Here is a 17749-nt window from a genome sequence, read left to right on the forward strand (position 1 = left end):
TTGAATGCTTACAGCAAATCGTACTGCTTGAGTTTCTTGCGCAGCGTGCCCCGGTTCAGTCCGAGCAGTTCGCTGGCCTTGGTCTGGTTGCCCTTGACGTAGTTCATCACGCACTCGAGCAGGGGAGCCTCGACTTCGGAGAGCACCAGGTTGTACACATCCGTGACGGCAGCGCCCTCAAGGTGGGCGAAATAATTGTGCAGCGCCTTCTCGACACTCCCGCGAAGGGTCTGGCCTTCTTCGCTAGGCGTATTGAGGTGCTGTTTCAAATTCACGTTGTCGCTCACGGGTGTTGTTCCACTCACTAAAGTCTCGGTCATCATCGTCATGCGGCCACCCCTTCTCCGTCCCCTGTCAGGCTCTTGTAACGTTCGGCGAAGAAGCCCTGAACGTTGGCGCATTGTGCTTCCGTATCTTCCAAACGATTGAAGTGGGCGCGAAACTCCCTGGCGCCCGGCAAGGTTGCGAGATACCAGCCCACATGCTTGCGAGCAATGCGCACACCCATGACGTCTCCATAGAAAACGTGCAGCGCGGCCAAATGCTCTAGCAGTATGCGTTCCACCTCGATCAGTTCCAGCGCCGGAAGTTTTTCACCGGTGCGCAGGTAATGATCGATCTCGCGAAAAATCCATGGTCGCCCTTGGGCAGCCCGCCCTACCAGCAGGCCATCGGCACCGGTGGCATCGAGCACATACCGGGCCTTTTCCGGCGAATCGATATCGCCGTTGGCAAACACCGGTATCGACACCGCCTGCTTGATCGCGGCGATGGTGTCGTACTCGGCTTCACCGGTGTACAGGTCGGCACGGGTGCGGCCATGCACCGCCAGCGCCGTGATGCCTGCCTGCTCGGCGATTTTCGCCACCGTCAGGCCGTTCTTGTTGTCCCGGTCCCAGCCGGTCCGGATCTTCAGGGTGACCGGCACATCGACTGCGGCCACGACGGCCCGCAGGATCTCGGTCACCAATGCTTCATCCTTCAACAGTGCGGAGCCGGCGGCCTTGTTGCAGACCTTCTTGGCCGGGCAGCCCATGTTGATGTCAATAATTTGTGCACCCAGTTCGACGTTGGCCCGTGCCGCATCTGCCAGCATCTGCGCATCGCCACCGGCGATCTGTACCGAGCGGGGCTCGGGATCACCTTCGTGGATCATGCGCATGCGGGACTTGCGGGTGTTCCACAAGCTCATGTCGCTGGTGACCATTTCTGAAACTACCAGCCCGGCGCCCAGTCGCTTGCACAGCTGACGAAAGGGTTGGTCTGTGACGCCCGCCATGGGGGCGAGAATCAAGCCGTTGTGCAATGTATATGGACCGATGCGTACCGCCGACATAGGACTTCCCTGTTGTGGGGCCGGATCATGAGAGTTCGAAAAAGGGTTGGCATGATACCCGCTCTCGATGACTGGATAAAGGCTGAATTGAACAAAATCTGAACAGTTATTCTGTTATCGCCAGCGGTTTGGTCCAGGCACGCTCAGTCAGAAATCCGTCGTCAATCGCGGATCAGTGAAGCGTTTCACTCGGGCGAATGAAAACTCAGGCTGTAGTTCACCGCTTTGGAGCCCGGATCGAGGATATCCAGCGCGATGTGGATGGGCGTCTGCGGCGGCATTTCTGCCATGCCTTCGAGATCGCCGTTGAGGTACTCGCCGGGTTTGAACTGACGCCTGGCGATCAGGTGACCGTTGAGGTCGGCAAAACGCAGCTCCAGCAGGGGAAACGGCTGGGAGAACGGCGCGCGATTGTAGATGATCGCATCGACCACCAGGGCACCGCTGAATTCCGGGTGGCTGCGTACGACCAGATTGCTGCTCTTGATTTTCGCGATGTCGACCTTGGACGGCACGGTGCAACCAATTTGCGGGCACAGCTGCTGGAACCAGGGACGGTACTGGTCCTGACGCGCGAGTTCTTCGAAATGATAGGCAACGTATTGGCCGCCCAGCGCGAGGGCGGCGAGCGCCACCAGCAGTATCCAGATCAAACGGCGGCCCCAGGGGGAACGACGTTTTTGCCAGTCCAGTTGCAGCGGGTCGTCGGTCAGGTCCTGCAGCACCTCGGCGCGCACTGCCGGTTCACTGCGCTTTTTACGCAACGGCTCGATCGAAGGCAGGTCGTCATCCAGGTCATCCACCGCAGACAGGGACAGGCGTTCGGGCGCGGGTGGCGGCTCCAGCACCAGTTCCTGGCGCACCAGGGGAGGGCGCGGCTCATCGTCGAGCTCGACCAGCTCCAGGGTCAGCGAGGGTTCGGTACGGGCCGGCTTGAGCGGGGTGAAGGGCACCGCAGCCTCTTCGTCGACCTGGCTGGCCTGTGCCCGCTCGGCCGCCGATTCGCTGTACAGGCTGTCGGCCCAGGGGGCTTGCTCATGATCGGCGCTGTCGCGTCGCGCACTCAGTGAATCTTCGCGGTGCCGACCGAATTCGGTGGTCGGCTGGATCTCCCGCTGCTCCAGGCGCGCAAGTTCTTCGTCGAGGTCCATGCTGTCCAGGTCCAGGTCCAGCTCGGCGGCCGTCCATTGCTTCAGGCTGATGGCCCGTTGCTCTGGCGGCTCGACGATGACTGGGGACGTGGCGGCAACAGGCTCCTTGCCGGCGTGTTGCTCCAGCAGCTGCTTGGCGGCATTAAAAACCTGCAGGCATGACCCGCAACGAACCACTCCACGGGCCACGCTCAACTGGGCATGGCTGACGCGGAAGCTCTTTTGGCAATGGGGACACTGGGTGACGAAGCTGTCGGTCATGCGGCGATCCGATGAATGCAGGCGCCCATTCTAGCGCCGACGGCCAGTGATGCGCACCCAGCCATCGCGATTGGCGATCGGGTCCAGGTCGAAGTCCTGGGCGTAGGCCCTGGCGACGTCTTCGCCCTGCTCGGCGAGAATGCCCGACAGTGCCAGGCGGCCACCCGGCTTGACCAGGCTGGACAGTTGCGGCGCCAGGGAAACCAGCGGCCCGGCGAGGATATTGGCGACCAATACGTCGGCCTTCACCTGCGGCAGATCTTCTGGCAGATACAACGGGAACAACGCTTCGGCAATGTTGTTGCGCCCCGCATTGTCCCGGGAAGCTTCCAGCGCCTGCACGTCGATGTCAGTGCCTACGGCTTCCCTGGCGCCCAGCAACAGGGCGGCGATCGCCAGGATGCCCGAGCCGCAACCGAAGTCGAGCACGTTGCAATCCTTCAGGTCCTGACCATCGAGCCACTCCAGGCACAGTGCGGTGGTCGGGTGTGTGCCGGTGCCAAACGCCAGGCCCGGATCCAGCAACAGGTTCACCGCGTCAGGTTCGGGTGCGGCGTGCCAGCTCGGGACAATCCACAGGCGCTGGCCAAAACGCATCGGCTGGAAACCGTCCATCCAGCTGCGCTCCCAGTCCTGGTCTTCGATGACTTCGCTGTGATGCTCGGGCAATGGGCTGCCGGTCAGCAATTCAAGATGCGCCAGCACGCTGGCCGCTTCAGTGCCGCCTTCGAACAGGGCCAGCAGGTGCGTGTGCGACCACAGTGGCGTGGTGTTGAGTTCCGGTTCGAAGATCGGCTGATCTTCAGCGTCCATGAAGGTCACCGACACGGCGCCCACTTCAAGGAAAGCGTCTTCGTAGGTTTCGGCTTGTTCTGGGCTGATGGCGAGACGGACTTGCAGCCAAGGCATGGCGGGCACCTTTGAAAAATATTGGTTGCAGCCTAGCGGGCTGCGAGAAGCGCGCAAGTTTACGCGAGCGTGGCTAAGAAGACGATCTTTTGACTTTGCTTCAGAAACAACAAAGCCGCCCGAAGGCGGCTCTGTTGATCGGGCTAAAGCTTAGTGCTTGTCGCCAGCCAGCTTGTGTTCCAGGTAGTGGATGTTGATTCCACCTTTGCAGAAGCCTTCGTCGCGGACCAGGTCGCGGTGCAGCGGGATGTTGGTCTTGATCCCGTCGACCACGATTTCATCCAGCGCATTGCGCATGCGCGCCAGGGCTTCGTCACGGGTTGCGCCGTAGGTGATCAGCTTGCCGATCAACGAATCATAGTTCGGCGGAACGGCATAACCACTGTACAGGTGCGAATCGACGCGAACGCCGTTGCCGCCTGGAGCGTGGAAGTGCTTGACCGTGCCTGGGCTTGGCATGAAGGTTTTCGGGTCTTCGGCGTTGATCCGGCATTCAAGTGCGTGACCGCGGATGACGACGTCTTCCTGGGTGTACGACAGCTTGTTGCCAGCGGCGATGCTGAGCATCTCCTTGACGATGTCGATGCCAGTGACCATTTCGGTAACCGGGTGCTCGACCTGAACGCGGGTGTTCATTTCGATGAAATAGAACGCGCCGTTCTCGTACAGGAACTCGAAGGTGCCCGCGCCACGGTAGTTGATGTCGATGCAGGCTTTAACGCAGCGTGCGAGGACTTCCTGGCGAGCTTTCTCGTCGATGCCCGGTGCCGGTGCTTCTTCGAGAACCTTCTGGTGACGACGTTGCAGCGAGCAGTCGCGGTCGCCCAGATGGATGGCGTGGCCCTGGCCATCGGAAAGCACCTGAACTTCCACGTGACGTGGGTTGGTCAGGAATTTTTCCAGGTAGACCATCGGGTTGCCGAACGCCGCGCCAGCTTCGGAGCGGGTCAGTTTCGCCGAGGAGATCAGGTCTTCCTCTTTATGCACAACGCGCATGCCGCGACCACCACCGCCGCCAGCGGCCTTGATGATCACCGGGTAACCGACTTCGCGACCGATGCGCAGCGCGGTTTCTTCGTCTTCCGGCAGCGGGCCGTCAGAACCCGGAACGGTTGGAACGCCAGCAGCGATCATCGCGTGCTTGGCCGATACCTTGTCGCCCATCAGGCGAATGGTGTCGGCTTTCGGACCGATGAAGGCGAAGCCGGAGTTCTCGACCTGTTCAGCAAAATCAGCGTTTTCCGCGAGGAAACCGTAGCCTGGGTGGATGGCGGTAGCGCCAGTCACTTCAGCGGCGGCGATGATGGCCGGAATGTGCAGGTAAGAATGGGCGGCCGACGCCGGACCGATGCAGACGGATTCGTCTGCCAGGCCCAGGTGCATCAGCTCCTTGTCCGCCTTGGAGTATACGGCGACAGTCTTGATGCCCATTTCCTTACAGGCACGCAGGATCCGCAGGGCAATCTCACCGCGGTTGGCGATCAGAACTTTTTCCAACTTCGCAGTCATCAAAGTTTCTCCGCGGTTCAAACGATGGTGAACAGCGGTTGGTCGTACTCAACCGGCTGGCCGTCTTCGACGAGGATGGATTCGATCACACCGCTGGTTTCAGCTTCGATGTGGTTCATCATCTTCATCGCTTCAACGATGCACAGGGTGTCGCCTTTCTTCACGGTCTGGCCGACTTCAACGAAGGACGGCGAGCTTGGCGAAGATTTGCGATAGAAAGTACCCACCATCGGCGAGCGGGCAACGGTGCCGTTCAGCACAGGCGCGGCTGCAGCAGCAGGCGCGGCGGCAACCGGGGCGGCAGCGGCAGGCGCTGGAGCCGGAGCGTGCATTGGAGCCGGTGCGTAGTACTGTTGAGCTGGAGTCTTGCTGTGGCGGCTGATACGTACGGACTCTTCGCCTTCCTTGATCTCGAGCTCGTCGATGCCGGACTCTTCCAGCAATTCGATCAGTTTCTTAACTTTACGGATATCCATGAATCATCAACTCCCAAGGGTCGGTCAGGGGCGCTTAACGCTTGTAGTTCAAGTCGTTGCCTGTGTTTCAAGCTGCTCTAGTGCGGCCTCCAGGGCCAGTCGATAACCGCTGGCGCCAAGGCCGCAGATCACTCCCACCGCTACGTCGGAGAAGTAAGAGTGATGGCGGAATGGTTCGCGTTTGTGCACGTTAGACAAATGCACTTCGATGAATGGGATGCTCACCGCCAGCAGCGCGTCACGTAAAGCGACACTTGTGTGCGTAAAAGCTGCTGGATTGATCAGGATGAAATCCACACCTTCGCTGCGGGCAGCGTGGATGCGGTCGATCAATTCATACTCGGCATTGCTCTGCAGGTGCAGCAAATGGTGGCCGGCTTCACGGGCACGGCGTTCCAGGTCCTGGTTGATCTGGGCCAGCGTCGTGGCGCCATAGGTGCCCGGTTCGCGGGTGCCGAGCAAGTTCAGGTTGGGTCCGTGCAGAACCAGAAAGGTTGCCATCTGCTGTTCCTTGTTATCCGAGTGCATTTGTCAGAACCCGGCGACTATGCCGCAAAGACTTTATGACTGTCCAGTTCTATGCAATAGCCAGCACGATGGCCGATGTTTGCGCGAAATATATGACCGCCCGATTGAATCCGGTCATTTGGGCCCGGTCGGCATGATGGGGTTGGCAGGTGTGCCGTCGTCGCGAGCAAGCCCGCTCCCACTGGGGCCTGCGTCGCGCATGGATCCAGTGTGGGAGTGGGCTTGCTCGCGAAAGCGTTCGATCAGACGCGAAACGCCTGTACCGCCGTGTGCAACCGTCCGCCCAGCACCAGCAAGTGTTCCCCTTGCTCACGGCCTTCGCCAATTCGCACCAAATTATCCCCACCCAGCTGGTGAATCCGCTCGCTGTGATCGCGAATCTCGCTGACCGCACCACTTTGCTGCGCAGTCACATCGGCAATGCGCACTGCAGTGTCGGAAATGGTCTGGATTGCATCGACGATTTTATCCAGTGCGCCGTCGGCCGCCTGGGCCTGGTTGGCGGTGGACTGCGCGTGCCCAACCTGGGCGCGCATGCCTTCGACCGATTGGCGTGCCGCCGTTTGCAGCCCGGCAATCAAGGTCTGGATCTGCGCCGTGGCACCGGCAGTGCGTTGTGCCAGCGAGCGAACTTCCTCTGCAACCACGGCAAACCCTCGACCCATTTCCCCGGCACGAGCCGCCTCGATGGCGGCGTTCAGGGCTAGCAGGTTGGTCTGGTCGGCGATCGAGCGGATGACCGTCAGTACCCCGCCGATCGTGGCCGACTCTTCGGCCAGATGTTCAATCATCTGCGCATTGCCTTGCACTTCGCCGACCAGGGCATGCAGGCCGGCAAGGCTCAGGCCGATGACTTTCTGTCCTTGCTCTACTGCCAGCCCCGCATGGCGACTGGCGTCGGCCGCCTGGCTGGCATCGCCGGCCACTTGCTGGATCGTAGCTTCCAGCTCTGCGAGAGAATCGCGGATCATCGCGGTGTCGCCAGCCTGATCCTCAGCGCCGCCGTGCAGGTCGTTGCTCAACTCGGCCAGGGTGCGACTGCTGCCGGCCACTTGCTCGGCGTTCAGGCGAATGGTTCCCACCAGGTCGACCAGGTAGGCTCGCAGGCGGTTGAGCGAGGCCTGGATGTCGTGCAATTCGCGGTTGGTCTTGCCCAGTTCGATGTCCCGGCTGAAATCGCCCTCGGCCCAGGTCGACAGGGCGGGTGCGAGGTTGGTCAGGGTGCGAGCCAGTCGCCGTTGCAGAGTGTCGATCAGCAGCGCGATCAGCAGGATCAGGCCGATCATCAACCCCTGCAGCAGTCTCACCTCACTCTGGATCTGCCCGTGTTGCGCGCGCACTGCCGGCTCCAGATCTGCGAGGGACTGCTGCACGGCGGTCATTTTCTGATGAGTCGCAGCGCTGAGCTCGCTGCGTTTTTCGATCTGTTCGCGGGTGCGGGCAAGTTCTGCGGGGTAGCGGGCCAACAGGCTGTTGAGTTCCCGTTTGAGGGCAATGCCGGCGTCTTCGGCGGCGGTCTTCTCAGTGCTTTCCAGGCCCATCATGGCGGCGAAATCATCGGTATTGGACTCGCTGCTGCTTGTCACGCCCAGCAACGGCAGGGCCTCCAGAATACTGGCCTGGTTACGGATATTGCTGACTTCTCGCTCCACCTCCGCAGCCAGTTCGCTGCGACCGCTGCTGACCAGTTTGTCCCGGGCCAACGACAGCTTGCCCACGTGCTGCGAGGCGTTGAGCAAGGGCTTGAGGTAGTCCGCGTTGGCACTGGCATATTGACTGAGCTGGTCAAGGTTTGCGCCCAACTCCCGTTCTGCCTGCAGCAGCAATGCCTGGGGGTCGCCTGCAAGCTTGCCGGCGGCGAGCAGTTCGGTTTTGCTGAACCCTTCAAGCTCCGCAAGGCTGGGGCGCACGGCGTCGGCCAAGGAGGGCGGCAGTTCATCGAGCTCGTGTTTGAGCTCATCGATCGCCTGGCCCGCACTGCTCAGGCGCAGGGCATCACCGCTGACGAGGTAATCCTGCACGTTGCCCGCCACCTGCCGTTGAAACTGCTGGGACAGGCTCAGGTAACGCTCCATCAGCAGATAGGGGCGTTCGAGGGCTTTTTGCGACCACCATAGGGTCGCGCCAAGCGCAGCGCACACGGCGATTAAAAGGACGGTGTTGAGATTGGTCAGCAGCTTGAGGCGCATTGCGGGACTACCAACGGCAGAATGGTAAGCGCCCGAAGTTATTGCGTTTCTATGACAGGGTTATGACCGGTTCGATGGATTCAGATGAAATAGTGGCCTTTTGCTTTGGTTCCCGCGAGGACTGCACGCGGTTGCGCCCGGCGTGCTTGGCGCGGTACAGCGCCTCGTCAGCCTGGCTCGCCATCATCAAGCTGTCGGAGTTCTCACCGAGATCCACCACCCCGGCGCTAAAGGTGCACCAAAGGTCCTGGGGCTGCGCCGGATAGTGAATTTCGGCGAAGCGCTGGCGGATTTCGTCGAGCACTTTGTGGGCCGACTCCAGATCGGTATCGGGCATCACAATGGCGAACTCTTCGCCACCATAGCGGCCGATGAAGTCAGTCTTGCGCAGGCGCTGCTTGAGGAACAGCGCCAGGCTCTTGATCACCCGGTCGCCCATCGGATGGCCATGACTGTCATTGACCCGCTTGAAGTGGTCGATATCGAGCATGGCAAAGCTCAGTGGCTTGTTCTCGCGGCGCGCGCGAAAGCTGCAGTCTTCCAGCAACTGCAGGATATGGGTGTGGTTGTACAGGCCGGTGAGGCTGTCGCGCACCATCCGCGCCTTCAGGTTGCGCGCCCGTGCCGCGCGGTTGCGCACGGTGGTGATCAGGTGCCGCGGTTTGATCGGTTTGGTCAGGAAATCGTCGCCCCCTTCACTCATGGCGTCGAGTTGCTTGTCCAGGTCATCCTCGGCCGAAAGGTAGATGATCGGCACGCTGACGTATCGGTCGTTGTGACGGATGACCTTGGCCAGCTCGGTGCCGGTGCAGGCCGGCATGTACATGTCGAGGATGATCAGGTCGGGCTGGAAGTCCGCGAGTTCCGCCATGGCCTGTATAGGCTCGATCAAGGTGCGGGTGACAATGCCGGCGCTATTGAGCAGGCGCTCGGTGTGCATGGCCTGGGCCCGGGAATCGTCAATGATCAGCACTTTGAACGGTTCGTACTGCGCGACGCAGGTCAGCACTTCGATCTTTTCCAGCAGGCTCGACGCTTCGAGGGTGCCGGTGAGGAACTCCTGGCCGCCGGCACGCACGGCGGCGAGGCGGGTCGGGGTGTCGGTTTCATTAAGACTGAAGAACAGCAGCGGCAGTTGTTGTTCCAGGCCTTCCTGGGCTTCGGCGGCGAGTTTGAGGCCGATGCCGGGCCCGCTGAAATCCACATCCATGACAATCGCCGCCGGCAGGCGCTCGACCATCGAGGAGCGAAACGCCGCCACACTGTCCAGGGACTGGGCGCTCAGCCCGAAAAATTCCAGCTGTTTGGCCAGGCGCTCCGCGCGGTCGTGATCCTGCAGCACCACGTAGATCGGTTTGCGCAAGGGCGGCAGGAACGTCTGATCGAGCTGATCGCCCTGGCGCAGGCCGGTGCGCGACAGCCGCTGCATCAGGCGGTTGAGGTCGGTGATCAGACCGCTGCTGAGGCGACCGCGATTGGTTTCGACTGCGTCAAGTGCCTGGCCGATCTGGCGAGCCAGCTGCATGTGCTCCGGCTGCTCGAAGCGCTCGGCGAACCGCAACAGGCGCAGGTTGGCTTCGCTCAGTTCCGCCAGGTCGGTGGCAGACCACTCGCTGCGCTGCAGGCGCTGCCATGTCTCAAGAATCTGACGTGCCTGATGAATTACCCGCTGGGCAAAGTGCTGCTTGAGGCGCTCACGGCTGGGGTCTTCTGGCTCGGTCATATCCTGACTACTAGTTAGGGTGCATGCTGAGATCGACTGGTGGCTCTATGCTAGCATCTCTTCCGAGGGTGGATCAGTGTCGCATGTCAATAATGTGCATAGCGAGCTCATTCAGTTTATGACTGGCGAGTCGCTTTGCTGCGTACGGAATGCGTACGGGATGCCCAGGAGCTGGTAGGAGCTGTCGAGTGCAACGAGGCTGCGATCTTTTGATCTTGCTTTTGCCAAACGCCAGGATTGAAAGATCGCAGCCTCGTTGCACTCGACGCATCCTACGCCGCACCAACACAAGGCGTGGTGTTCATTTATAGTGGCGGTATCGACCGTGCGGTTGTGGCTTGCGGCATGCGCGTATTAATGCGCGGCAAACGAGGCACGATGGCGTAGGGTTGTGGTCGAACCGATGAACTCAAGTGATTGAAAGGATATCGCCATGCTGGACTGGAAGAACCGCGCGGGCAGCGCGCCTGAACGTGCCGCTGAACCAAAATCAGCGACCCGCAGCTATATAGGTGGACTTTTGTTCAGCCGGGCGCTGGTCACCTTGATCGGCCTGTACCTGTTGGTGACGATCGGCCTGGGCTGGTATTGGAGCCAGGAGCCGGCACTGTTCCCGGTCCAGCAGAATGCCCAGGTCGCTGCCGAGAAAGAAGGCAAGCAGATGGTCATCGGCTACACCACGGTTGAAACCCTCAAGACCGTGGCCGATACCTTGCTGAGCAAGCCGGGCGGCTATATTTCCAATGACCGTTTCCCGCCAGGCCTGTGGATGGACAACACGCCAAGCTGGGAATACGGGGTGCTGGTGCAGGTGCGCGACCTGACGCGAGCGCTGCGCAAAGACTTTGCCCGCTCGCAATCGCAATCGGCGGAAGACTCGGACCTGGCCAAGGCCGAGCCGCGCTTCAACTTCGACAACAAGAGCTGGGTGCTGCCGTCCAGTGAGTCCGAGTATCAGGAAGGCATCAATTCTCTGAGCCGCTACCAGGCTCGCCTGTCCGATCCTTCGCAGAAAAATGCGCTGTTCTACGCCCGTGCCGACAACCTCAACAACTGGTTGGGCGATGTGGGCACACGCCTGGGTTCGTTGTCGCAGCGACTGTCGGCCAGCGTTGGCAGGGTCAAGCTCAACACCGCCTTGAAAACCGAAGTCGTGGCCCCGGGCCAGGTACCACAGGTTGACGAGGAAATCGTCGAAACCCCGTGGATGCAGATTGACAACGTGTTCTATGAAGCCCGCGGCCAGGCATGGGCCTTGTCCCACCTGCTGCGCGCCATCGAAGTCGACTTCGCTGACGTGCTGGCGAAGAAAAACGCCACCGTCAGCGTGCGCCAGATCATTCGTGAGCTGGAAGCTTCGCAGGAGCCGGTATGGAGTCCGATGATCCTTAACGGCAGCGGCTTTGGCGTTCTGGCCAACCACTCGCTGGTCATGGCCAACTACATTTCCCGGGCGAACGCCGCAGTGATCGACTTGCGTCAATTGCTGAATCAGGGCTGAGTCATGGCCGACAGCGACAAAGAGGCCGCCCACCGCGCGGCCTCGGACGCCGAGCAGATTGCCTGGGTCGATGAGCAGGACAACCTGCTCGGCGCGCTGGTCCGGTCCGACCTGCGCGAGCGGGGCCTGATCGGGCGTGGCACCTACATCATGCTGTTCAATTCGGCGGGTGAGCTGTGCGTGCACCGCCGCACCCTGAGCAAGGCGATCTATCCCGGTTACTGGGACGTCGCCGCTGGCGGCATGGTGCTTGCCACCGAAACGTACGCCGAGTCGGCCGCACGTGAACTGGAAGAAGAGCTGGGCGTGGGCGGGGTGGAGTTGACCGCTCACGACCATTTCTACTTCGAGGACACCGGCAATCGCCTGTGGTGTTCGGCGTTCTCGGCCGTGTGGGACGGGCCGTTGATCCTGCAGCCGGAAGAGGTGGTTGAAGCGCGCTTTCTCCCCATCGACCAGGTGATGCTGGAAATCCGGCAGAAGCCTTACTGCCCGGACTCGCTCGCGGCTTTGAAGCGCTATCTTCGCGCCTGCGGGAAAGACGTCGCAAAAGAGCTATAAATTGGCGCCGATTGGCTCTTAGCAATCGGCGTTTTTGCCGTTACACTGCGCGACCTTTTCAAACTGAATCGACATCAGTACGGCGTAGGAGCTGCCGCAGGCTGCGATCTTTTGATTTGCCGTTGAATCAAGATCAAAAGATCGCAGCCTCGTTGCACTCGTCAGCTCCTACACCGGCTTTTTCGTTTCAGTAGCGCTGCCCCTGCCTGAGTGGGGCTTCGCGGTCGATAGCCATGCGCTGCGGCCAGTCTTTGTCCTCCCAAGAGGATTGCCGGTGGCCAAAAAAGCCGCATCCTTCGCCGCCCTAGGTGGCCTGGTATTTTCCACCGACGCAGGTCGTCATTGCCCCGAGTGCAGTAAACCGGTGGACGCCTGCATCTGCAAACAGACCGTGATCCCGGCCGGTGACGGCATTGCTCGCGTACGTCGCGAAAGCAAGGGGCGTGGCGGCAAGACGGTGACCACCATCACCGGCGTGCCCCTGGCTGAAGATGCGCTCAAGGACCTGGCGACCACGTTGAAAAAACGTTGCGGGACCGGGGGTGCGTTGAAAGACGGCATCATTGAAATCCAGGGCGATCATGTCGAGCTACTCTTGGCTGAATTGATCAAGCTCGGTTTCAAGGCAAAGAAGTCCGGCGGCTAGCAGCCTCTGTGAAAACCACCCTCGACTTGATCCAGTCCTGACAACAGGTCTGGCGTCGTCCACATGGTTTTCACAGAGCCTGTTCTGACCGGTTTCTAAACTCACTGCGGTCGGCGAGGTCTACCCCCTCGTTGACGAACCGTCATTTTCATTCTTTAGACTGCGCCGGCCTGAACCCAGGCGACGCTCTATGACTTCTTTATAGGGGACTTCAATGTCCGTACGACGCACACGCAAAGACGATGGCAGCCAATGGACAGTTGCGGACAGCCGCAGTGTTTACGGGATCCGCCATTGGGGGGCCGGGTATTTCGCGATCAATGACGCCGGTCGCGTCGAGGTTCGTCCGAACGGCCCCGCCAGTTCGCCTATCGACCTGTTCGAGCAAGTTGACCAGCTGCGCAAGAGCGGCTTGTCCCTGCCATTGCTGGTTCGTTTTCCCGACATCCTGCAAGACCGCGTGCGTCAGCTGACCGGTGCATTCGATTCGAACATCGAACGCCTGGAATACCAGAGCAAGTACACCGCGCTGTACCCGATCAAGGTCAACCAGCAGGAAGCGGTGATCGAAAACATCATCGCCACCCAGAATGTTTCCATCGGCCTCGAAGCGGGTTCCAAGCCCGAGCTGCTGGCCGTGCTGGCCCTGGCACCCAAGGGCGGCACCATTGTTTGCAATGGCTACAAGGACCGCGAATTTATCCGCCTGGCCTTGATGGGGCAGAAACTCGGTCACAACGTGTTCATCGTGATCGAAAAAGAATCCGAAGTTGAGCTGGTCATCGAAGAAGCCGCCTCGTTGAAGGTCAAGCCTCAGGTCGGCCTGCGCGTGCGCCTGTCGTCCCTGGCATCGTCCAAGTGGGCGGACACTGGCGGTGAGAAATCCAAGTTCGGCCTGTCGGCGGCGCAGCTGCTGTCGGTGGTCGAGCGTTTCCGCGCGGCGGGCCTGGACCAGGGCATCCGCCTGTTGCACTTCCACATGGGTTCGCAGATCGCCAACCTGGCGGACTACCAGCACGGTTTCAAGGAAGCGATCCGCTACTACGGCGAACTGCGCAACCTCGGCCTGCCGGTGGATCATATCGACGTCGGCGGCGGCCTGGGCGTCGACTACGACGGTACCCACTCGCGTAACGCCAGTTCGATCAACTACGACATGGACGATTACGCCGGCGTCGTGGTCGGGATGCTCAAGGAATTCTGCGACGCGCAGAGCCTGCCGCACCCGAACATCTTCTCCGAAAGCGGTCGCTCGCTGACGGCGCACCACGCCATGCTGGTGGTGCAGGTCACCGACGTCGAGAAACACAACGACGACGTGCCGCAGATCGAGAACAAGGAAGCCCTGCCGGAAACCGTGCAGTGGCTGGTGGACCTGCTGGGCCCGACCGACATCGAGATGGTCACCGAAACCTACTGGCGCGCCACTCACTACATGAGCGACGTGGCTACCCAGTACGCCGATGGCAAGCTGACCCTGGCGGAAAAAGCCCTGGCCGAGCAATGCTACTTCGCGGTCTGCCGTCGCCTGCACAACTCGTTGAAGGCGCGTCAGCGTTCGCACCGCCAGGTGCTCGACGAACTCAACGACAAGCTGGCAGACAAGTACATCTGCAACTTCTCGGTATTCCAGAGCCTGCCGGACACCTGGGCCATCGGCCAGGTCCTGCCGATCCTGCCGCTGCACCGTCTGGACGAGGAGCCGCTGCGCCGTGCCGTGCTGCAAGACCTGACCTGCGACTCCGACGGCAAGATCAAGCAATACGTCGACGAGCAGAGCATCGAGACCAGCCTGCCGGTACACGGTCTGAACGAAGGTGAAGATTACCTGTTGGGTATCTTCCTGGTAGGCGCCTACCAGGAAATTCTCGGCGACATGCATAACCTGTTCGGTGACACCGACTCGGTGAACATCTACCAGAATGCGGATGGCAGTGTGTATCACGCCGGTATCGAAACCCACGACACCATCGAAGACATGCTGCGCTACGTGCACTTGTCGCCGGAAGAGCTGATGACCCACTACCGCGACAAATGCGCCAGCGCGCGCATCACTGCCGCCGAACGCACCCAGTTCCTCGACGCCTTGCGTCTGGGCCTGACCCGTTCGTCTTACCTGTCGTCCTGACGGGTTGGCGCCAAGGCTTGATTCGCGTGGGGCCGGTTGGCCTGGCGCGGGCAAGCCTGGCAGTGGAGTGAAACCACGGGGACCGATTACGAGCGCCTGTGGTCCCATCTTCAGGAAGGCCTGGCGCTGGGGTTCAGCGAGCGTCAGGGCTCGATGAGTGGTTGTGGCTGCGCTACCTGTGGCAGCACAACAAACCCTGAGGTGTGGCGTCGATGGCGATCTGGATTCGGCTATTTTGCAAACAGGCCATTGGCGCGCTCGTGCTGGCTGCGCTCGCGGCCTGTTCTCCGCTCAAGGCGCTTAATGCCCTGACCCCTGACGACGGCTTCGACAAGACCGAGGGCATCGCCTATGGCAGCGACCCGCGGCAAAAACTCGATGTGTACGTCCCGCGCCACCCCATGGAGAACGCTCCGGTGGTGGTGTTTTTCTATGGCGGCAGCTGGAACAGCGGATCGCGCAGCGATTACAGTTTTGTCGGTGAGGCCCTGGCATCCCGGGGAATCGTGGCCGTACTGGCGGACTATCGCCTGTATCCGCAGGTGCGCTACCCGGCATTTCTCGAGGATGGCGCCAAGGCCGTAGCCTGGACCCGCTCGCACATCCAGCAGTTTTCCGGCAATCCGCAGCGGCTGTACCTGATGGGGCATAGCTCCGGCGCGTACAACGTCGCGATGCTGGCGCTGGACCCGCAATTACTGGGGGCTGCTGGCATGTCGCCCCATGATATCAGCGGCTGGATCGGCCTGGCCGGTCCCTATGACTTCCTGCCCATCGTGAACCCTGACGTGCGCCCGGTGTTCTTCTGGCCGAATTCGCCGGCCCTGTCACAACCGATCAACCATGTCAGTCGAGGCGCGCCACCGGCGTTGCTGATGGCGTCCAGCGATGATGAACTGGTCGACCCTGGCCGCAACACCGGTGGCCTGGCGCGCAAGTTGCGCGAAGCCGGGGTGCCGGTGCGCGACCTGTATTTCTCCCGCACCGGTCATGCCACCCTGGTGGCAGCGTTGTCCCGGCCAATGCGGGGCCTGGCACCGGTGCTGGATGAAGTCGCAGGCTTCATCAAGGCCACGCCGGCTCAGTGAGCTTTGCCGGCAAACCAGCCGTCGTTGCGTTGCAGATACCAGGCAAACGCCCCAAGTGTCAGGCTGCGCAGCAACATGAACAGCAGGAAGGTCAGCCATAGACCATGGTTGCCCAACCCTTGCAGCGCCCAGGCGAAGGGCAGCAGCACGGCCACCGTCAACAACATGCCATTGCGCATTTCCCGGGCGCGCGTAGCCCCGATGAACAGACCATCGAGCAGGTAGCTCCATACCGCAATCAATGGCAGCGCGGCCAGGTAGGGCAGGTAGATGAACGCAGTGTCGCGCACGCTCTGGATATCGGTCTGCATCTCGATGAACAGATGCCCGCCAAACAGGAACAGCACGGCAAAACCCAGGCTCGCCAGCAGCGACCAGCCGCAGGCCACCACCAGGGAGCGGCGCAACGCCTGCCGGTCACGGGCGCCAATGGCATGTCCGCACAATGCTTCCACGGCGTGGGCCAGGCCATCCAGTGCATGAGCCGTCAGCAACAGGCCGTTGAGCAGCAGTGCGTTGGCGGCGACAGTGGCGTCGCCCAGCCGCGCACCTTGCACGGTGATCAGGAAAAAAATCGACTGCAGCGCCAGGCTGCGAATGAAGATGTCGCGATTGACCGCCAGCAGGGGGCGCCAGCTCTGCCAGATGGCCAGCGCCGCCCAGGCGATGTGCCCGGGGTAGGCGCGCAGGGCCTTGCGGGTCATCAGCAGGCCGATGATTGCTCCGGTCCACTCAGCGATGACCGAGGCCCGGGCGGCCCCGACCACCCCCCATTCCAGGCCCAGAACGAACCACAGGTTCAAGGCAATGTTGACCAGGTTGGTGCTCAGCAGTATCGCCAGGGGTGCCCGAGCGTTCTGCGTGCCGAGGAACCAGCCCACCAGTGCATAACTGGCCAGCGCTGCCGGCAGGCCGAATAATCGGGTGTGGAAGAATTCGCGGGTCAGTTGGTCCAGCTCCGCCGAAGGCTGCATGAAGTGCAGCGCAACTCCGCTCAGGGGCACGCCTGCTGCGCCCAGGACAACCGCCAGCCCGAAGGCCAGCAACAAGCCTTGCAACAGGATCTGCCGCAACGCCGCGCCATCACCTCGGCCGGCCGCCTGTGCGGCGAAACCGGTGGTGCCCATGCGCAGGAAGCCCATGCCCCATGCCAGGAAGGTATACAGGCTGGCGCCGACGGCCACGGCGCCGAGTTGATGGGCATGGGGCAGGTGGCCGATGACGGTGCTGTCGACCAGCGCCACCAGCGGTACCGAGATATTGGACAGAATCATCGGCGCGGCAAGCGCCCAGACCCGGCGATGGGTCAGGCGGTCGCGCCAGTCGTTGCTCAGGTTGGACATGCAGGCTCCTTGGGGGAGCCATTGTGTGTCAGTGGATGATCCAGCTCAACAGCCACAACCCGAGCAGCAGCCAGATGATCCCCATGATGATCGACGCATTCATGAACGCCCGAATGGCCGACCACAGCAACATCAGGCCCAGGACCAGCGCGATGATGCTGATGATCGAAGTGTCCATCCCCAACGCCCGGGACAGCCCCTCGACGAAGTTGGCGCCGGCATGGCTCAACAGATTGAACAGGCCGCTGAGGCCGTCGACGATAAAACGGATGACTGAACCGAGTGCCTGCCCGAGCCATTCGAAAAAGCTTTCTACCTGCATGTGTAGTTCGTCCTGAGAGAATGATGAGCCCCGTAGGAGCGGCCGCAGGCTGCGGTTTTTTGATCTTGATCCTTGGCG

16 protein-coding genes are annotated in these 17749 nt (G+C 61.2%); 5 read left to right on the forward strand and 11 right to left on the reverse strand.

Translation table 11 applies throughout. The features are described 5' to 3' along the window. Positions 1 to 8: 8 nt before the first annotated feature. The 9 genes from fis to HYI44_RS10755 form a co-directional block, all read right to left on the reverse strand. The gene (fis, locus tag HYI44_RS10715) at positions 9 to 329 is read right to left on the reverse strand and encodes a DNA-binding transcriptional regulator Fis (protein ID WP_007907419.1); all 321 of its coding nucleotides are present in this window, start codon (positions 327 to 329) and stop codon (positions 9 to 11) included. Beyond that, complete coding sequence (gene dusB, locus HYI44_RS10720) at positions 326 to 1336, reverse strand: tRNA dihydrouridine synthase DusB (protein WP_045060335.1); 1011 nt, start codon at positions 1334 to 1336, stop codon at positions 326 to 328. Before dusB ends, fis begins: the two co-directional genes overlap by 4 nt. Positions 1337 to 1521: 185 nt before the next feature. Then, on the reverse strand, positions 1522 to 2748 hold the full coding sequence (locus tag HYI44_RS10725) for a DUF3426 domain-containing protein (RefSeq protein WP_225569381.1): 1227 nt from the start codon (positions 2746 to 2748) through the stop codon (positions 1522 to 1524). 30 nt (positions 2749 to 2778) lie between these two features. Further along, positions 2779 to 3657 (reverse strand): 50S ribosomal protein L11 methyltransferase, encoded by an 879-nt coding sequence (gene prmA / locus HYI44_RS10730; RefSeq protein WP_122841618.1) that lies wholly within the window; start codon positions 3655 to 3657, stop codon positions 2779 to 2781. Positions 3658 to 3807: 150 nt separating this feature from the next. Further along, a complete protein-coding gene (accC, locus tag HYI44_RS10735; protein ID WP_045060332.1) occupies positions 3808 to 5166 on the reverse strand; it encodes an acetyl-CoA carboxylase biotin carboxylase subunit in 1359 nt (452 codons plus the stop codon). Between the two features lie 17 nt (positions 5167 to 5183). Further along, positions 5184 to 5642, reverse strand: a complete 459-nt coding sequence (gene accB, locus HYI44_RS10740) for an acetyl-CoA carboxylase biotin carboxyl carrier protein (protein WP_045060331.1) — start codon at positions 5640 to 5642, stop codon at positions 5184 to 5186. Positions 5643 to 5690: 48 nt separating this feature from the next. Beyond that, on the reverse strand, positions 5691 to 6143 hold the full coding sequence (aroQ, locus tag HYI44_RS10745; protein WP_045060330.1) for a type II 3-dehydroquinate dehydratase: 453 nt from the start codon (positions 6141 to 6143) through the stop codon (positions 5691 to 5693). A gap of 269 nt (positions 6144 to 6412) precedes the next feature. After that, the gene (locus HYI44_RS10750) at positions 6413 to 8359 is read right to left on the reverse strand and encodes a methyl-accepting chemotaxis protein (RefSeq protein WP_225569382.1); all 1947 of its coding nucleotides are present in this window, start codon (positions 8357 to 8359) and stop codon (positions 6413 to 6415) included. A gap of 49 nt (positions 8360 to 8408) precedes the next feature. Further along, positions 8409 to 10082, reverse strand: coding sequence for a response regulator (locus tag HYI44_RS10755; RefSeq protein WP_225569383.1), 1674 nt, complete (start codon positions 10080 to 10082; stop codon positions 8409 to 8411). Positions 10083 to 10515: 433 nt separating this feature from the next. On the opposite strand from HYI44_RS10755, the gene HYI44_RS10760 reads away from it, so the two are divergent. The 5 genes from HYI44_RS10760 to HYI44_RS10780 all read left to right on the forward strand — a co-directional run bounded on the left by HYI44_RS10760 (position 10516) and on the right by HYI44_RS10780 (position 16006). Further along, complete coding sequence (locus tag HYI44_RS10760) at positions 10516 to 11583, forward strand: DUF2333 family protein (RefSeq protein WP_122841622.1); 1068 nt, start codon at positions 10516 to 10518, stop codon at positions 11581 to 11583. Between the two features lie 3 nt (positions 11584 to 11586). After that, positions 11587 to 12144: an NUDIX hydrolase gene (locus HYI44_RS10765; protein WP_045060326.1), complete on the forward strand. Its 558-nt coding sequence runs from the start codon at positions 11587 to 11589 to the stop codon at positions 12142 to 12144. A 274-nt stretch (positions 12145 to 12418) separates the two neighbouring features. Continuing rightward, entirely contained in the window at positions 12419 to 12790 is a 372-nt protein-coding gene (locus HYI44_RS10770; RefSeq protein ID WP_045060325.1) for a translation initiation factor Sui1, read from the forward strand. Between the two features lie 214 nt (positions 12791 to 13004). Then, positions 13005 to 14918 (forward strand): arginine decarboxylase, encoded by a 1914-nt coding sequence (gene speA, locus HYI44_RS10775; RefSeq protein ID WP_122841623.1) that lies wholly within the window; start codon positions 13005 to 13007, stop codon positions 14916 to 14918. Between the two features lie 212 nt (positions 14919 to 15130). Next, complete coding sequence (locus HYI44_RS10780) at positions 15131 to 16006, forward strand: alpha/beta hydrolase (protein ID WP_225569384.1); 876 nt, start codon at positions 15131 to 15133, stop codon at positions 16004 to 16006. On the opposite strand, the gene HYI44_RS10785 is transcribed toward HYI44_RS10780, so the two are convergent. Beyond that, positions 16000 to 17349, reverse strand: a complete 1350-nt coding sequence (locus tag HYI44_RS10785; RefSeq protein ID WP_225569385.1) for an MATE family efflux transporter — start codon at positions 17347 to 17349, stop codon at positions 16000 to 16002. The two genes, HYI44_RS10780 and HYI44_RS10785, sit on opposite strands and share 7 nt — an antisense overlap. 28 nt (positions 17350 to 17377) lie before the next feature. Beyond that, entirely contained in the window at positions 17378 to 17671 is a 294-nt protein-coding gene (locus HYI44_RS10790) for a hypothetical protein (protein WP_045060321.1), read from the reverse strand. Positions 17672 to 17749: the final 78 nt, after the last annotated feature.

The organism is Pseudomonas sp. Y24-6 (assembly GCF_020295325.1).
Classification (GTDB): Bacteria; Pseudomonadota; Gammaproteobacteria; order Pseudomonadales; family Pseudomonadaceae; genus Aquipseudomonas; species Aquipseudomonas gregormendelii.

What these genes read in the sequence shown, in the direction of transcription:
- HYI44_RS10765 (WP_045060326.1), top strand. Translation starts at nt 11,587, where the DNA reads ATGGCCGACAGCGACAAAGAGGCCGCCCACCGCGCGGCCTCGGACGCC.
- HYI44_RS10725 (WP_225569381.1), bottom strand. Translation starts at nt 2,748, where the DNA reads ATGACCGACAGCTTCGTCACCCAGTGTCCCCATTGCCAAAAGAGCTTC.
- accC (WP_045060332.1), bottom strand. Translation starts at nt 5,166, where the DNA reads ATGACTGCGAAGTTGGAAAAAGTTCTGATCGCCAACCGCGGTGAGATT.
- HYI44_RS10785 (WP_225569385.1), bottom strand. Translation starts at nt 17,349, where the DNA reads ATGTCCAACCTGAGCAACGACTGGCGCGACCGCCTGACCCATCGCCGG.
- prmA (WP_122841618.1), bottom strand. Translation starts at nt 3,657, where the DNA reads ATGCCTTGGCTGCAAGTCCGTCTCGCCATCAGCCCAGAACAAGCCGAA.
- HYI44_RS10790 (WP_045060321.1), bottom strand. Translation starts at nt 17,671, where the DNA reads ATGCAGGTAGAAAGCTTTTTCGAATGGCTCGGGCAGGCACTCGGTTCA.
- HYI44_RS10750 (WP_225569382.1), bottom strand. Translation starts at nt 8,359, where the DNA reads ATGCGCCTCAAGCTGCTGACCAATCTCAACACCGTCCTTTTAATCGCC.
- speA (WP_122841623.1), top strand. Translation starts at nt 13,005, where the DNA reads ATGTCCGTACGACGCACACGCAAAGACGATGGCAGCCAATGGACAGTT.
- aroQ (WP_045060330.1), bottom strand. Translation starts at nt 6,143, where the DNA reads ATGGCAACCTTTCTGGTTCTGCACGGACCCAACCTGAACTTGCTCGGC.
- HYI44_RS10760 (WP_122841622.1), top strand. Translation starts at nt 10,516, where the DNA reads ATGCTGGACTGGAAGAACCGCGCGGGCAGCGCGCCTGAACGTGCCGCT.
- HYI44_RS10755 (WP_225569383.1), bottom strand. Translation starts at nt 10,082, where the DNA reads ATGACCGAGCCAGAAGACCCCAGCCGTGAGCGCCTCAAGCAGCACTTT.
- fis (WP_007907419.1), bottom strand. Translation starts at nt 329, where the DNA reads ATGACGATGATGACCGAGACTTTAGTGAGTGGAACAACACCCGTGAGC.
- dusB (WP_045060335.1), bottom strand. Translation starts at nt 1,336, where the DNA reads ATGTCGGCGGTACGCATCGGTCCATATACATTGCACAACGGCTTGATT.
- accB (WP_045060331.1), bottom strand. Translation starts at nt 5,642, where the DNA reads ATGGATATCCGTAAAGTTAAGAAACTGATCGAATTGCTGGAAGAGTCC.
- HYI44_RS10780 (WP_225569384.1), top strand. Translation starts at nt 15,131, where the DNA reads ATGGCGATCTGGATTCGGCTATTTTGCAAACAGGCCATTGGCGCGCTC.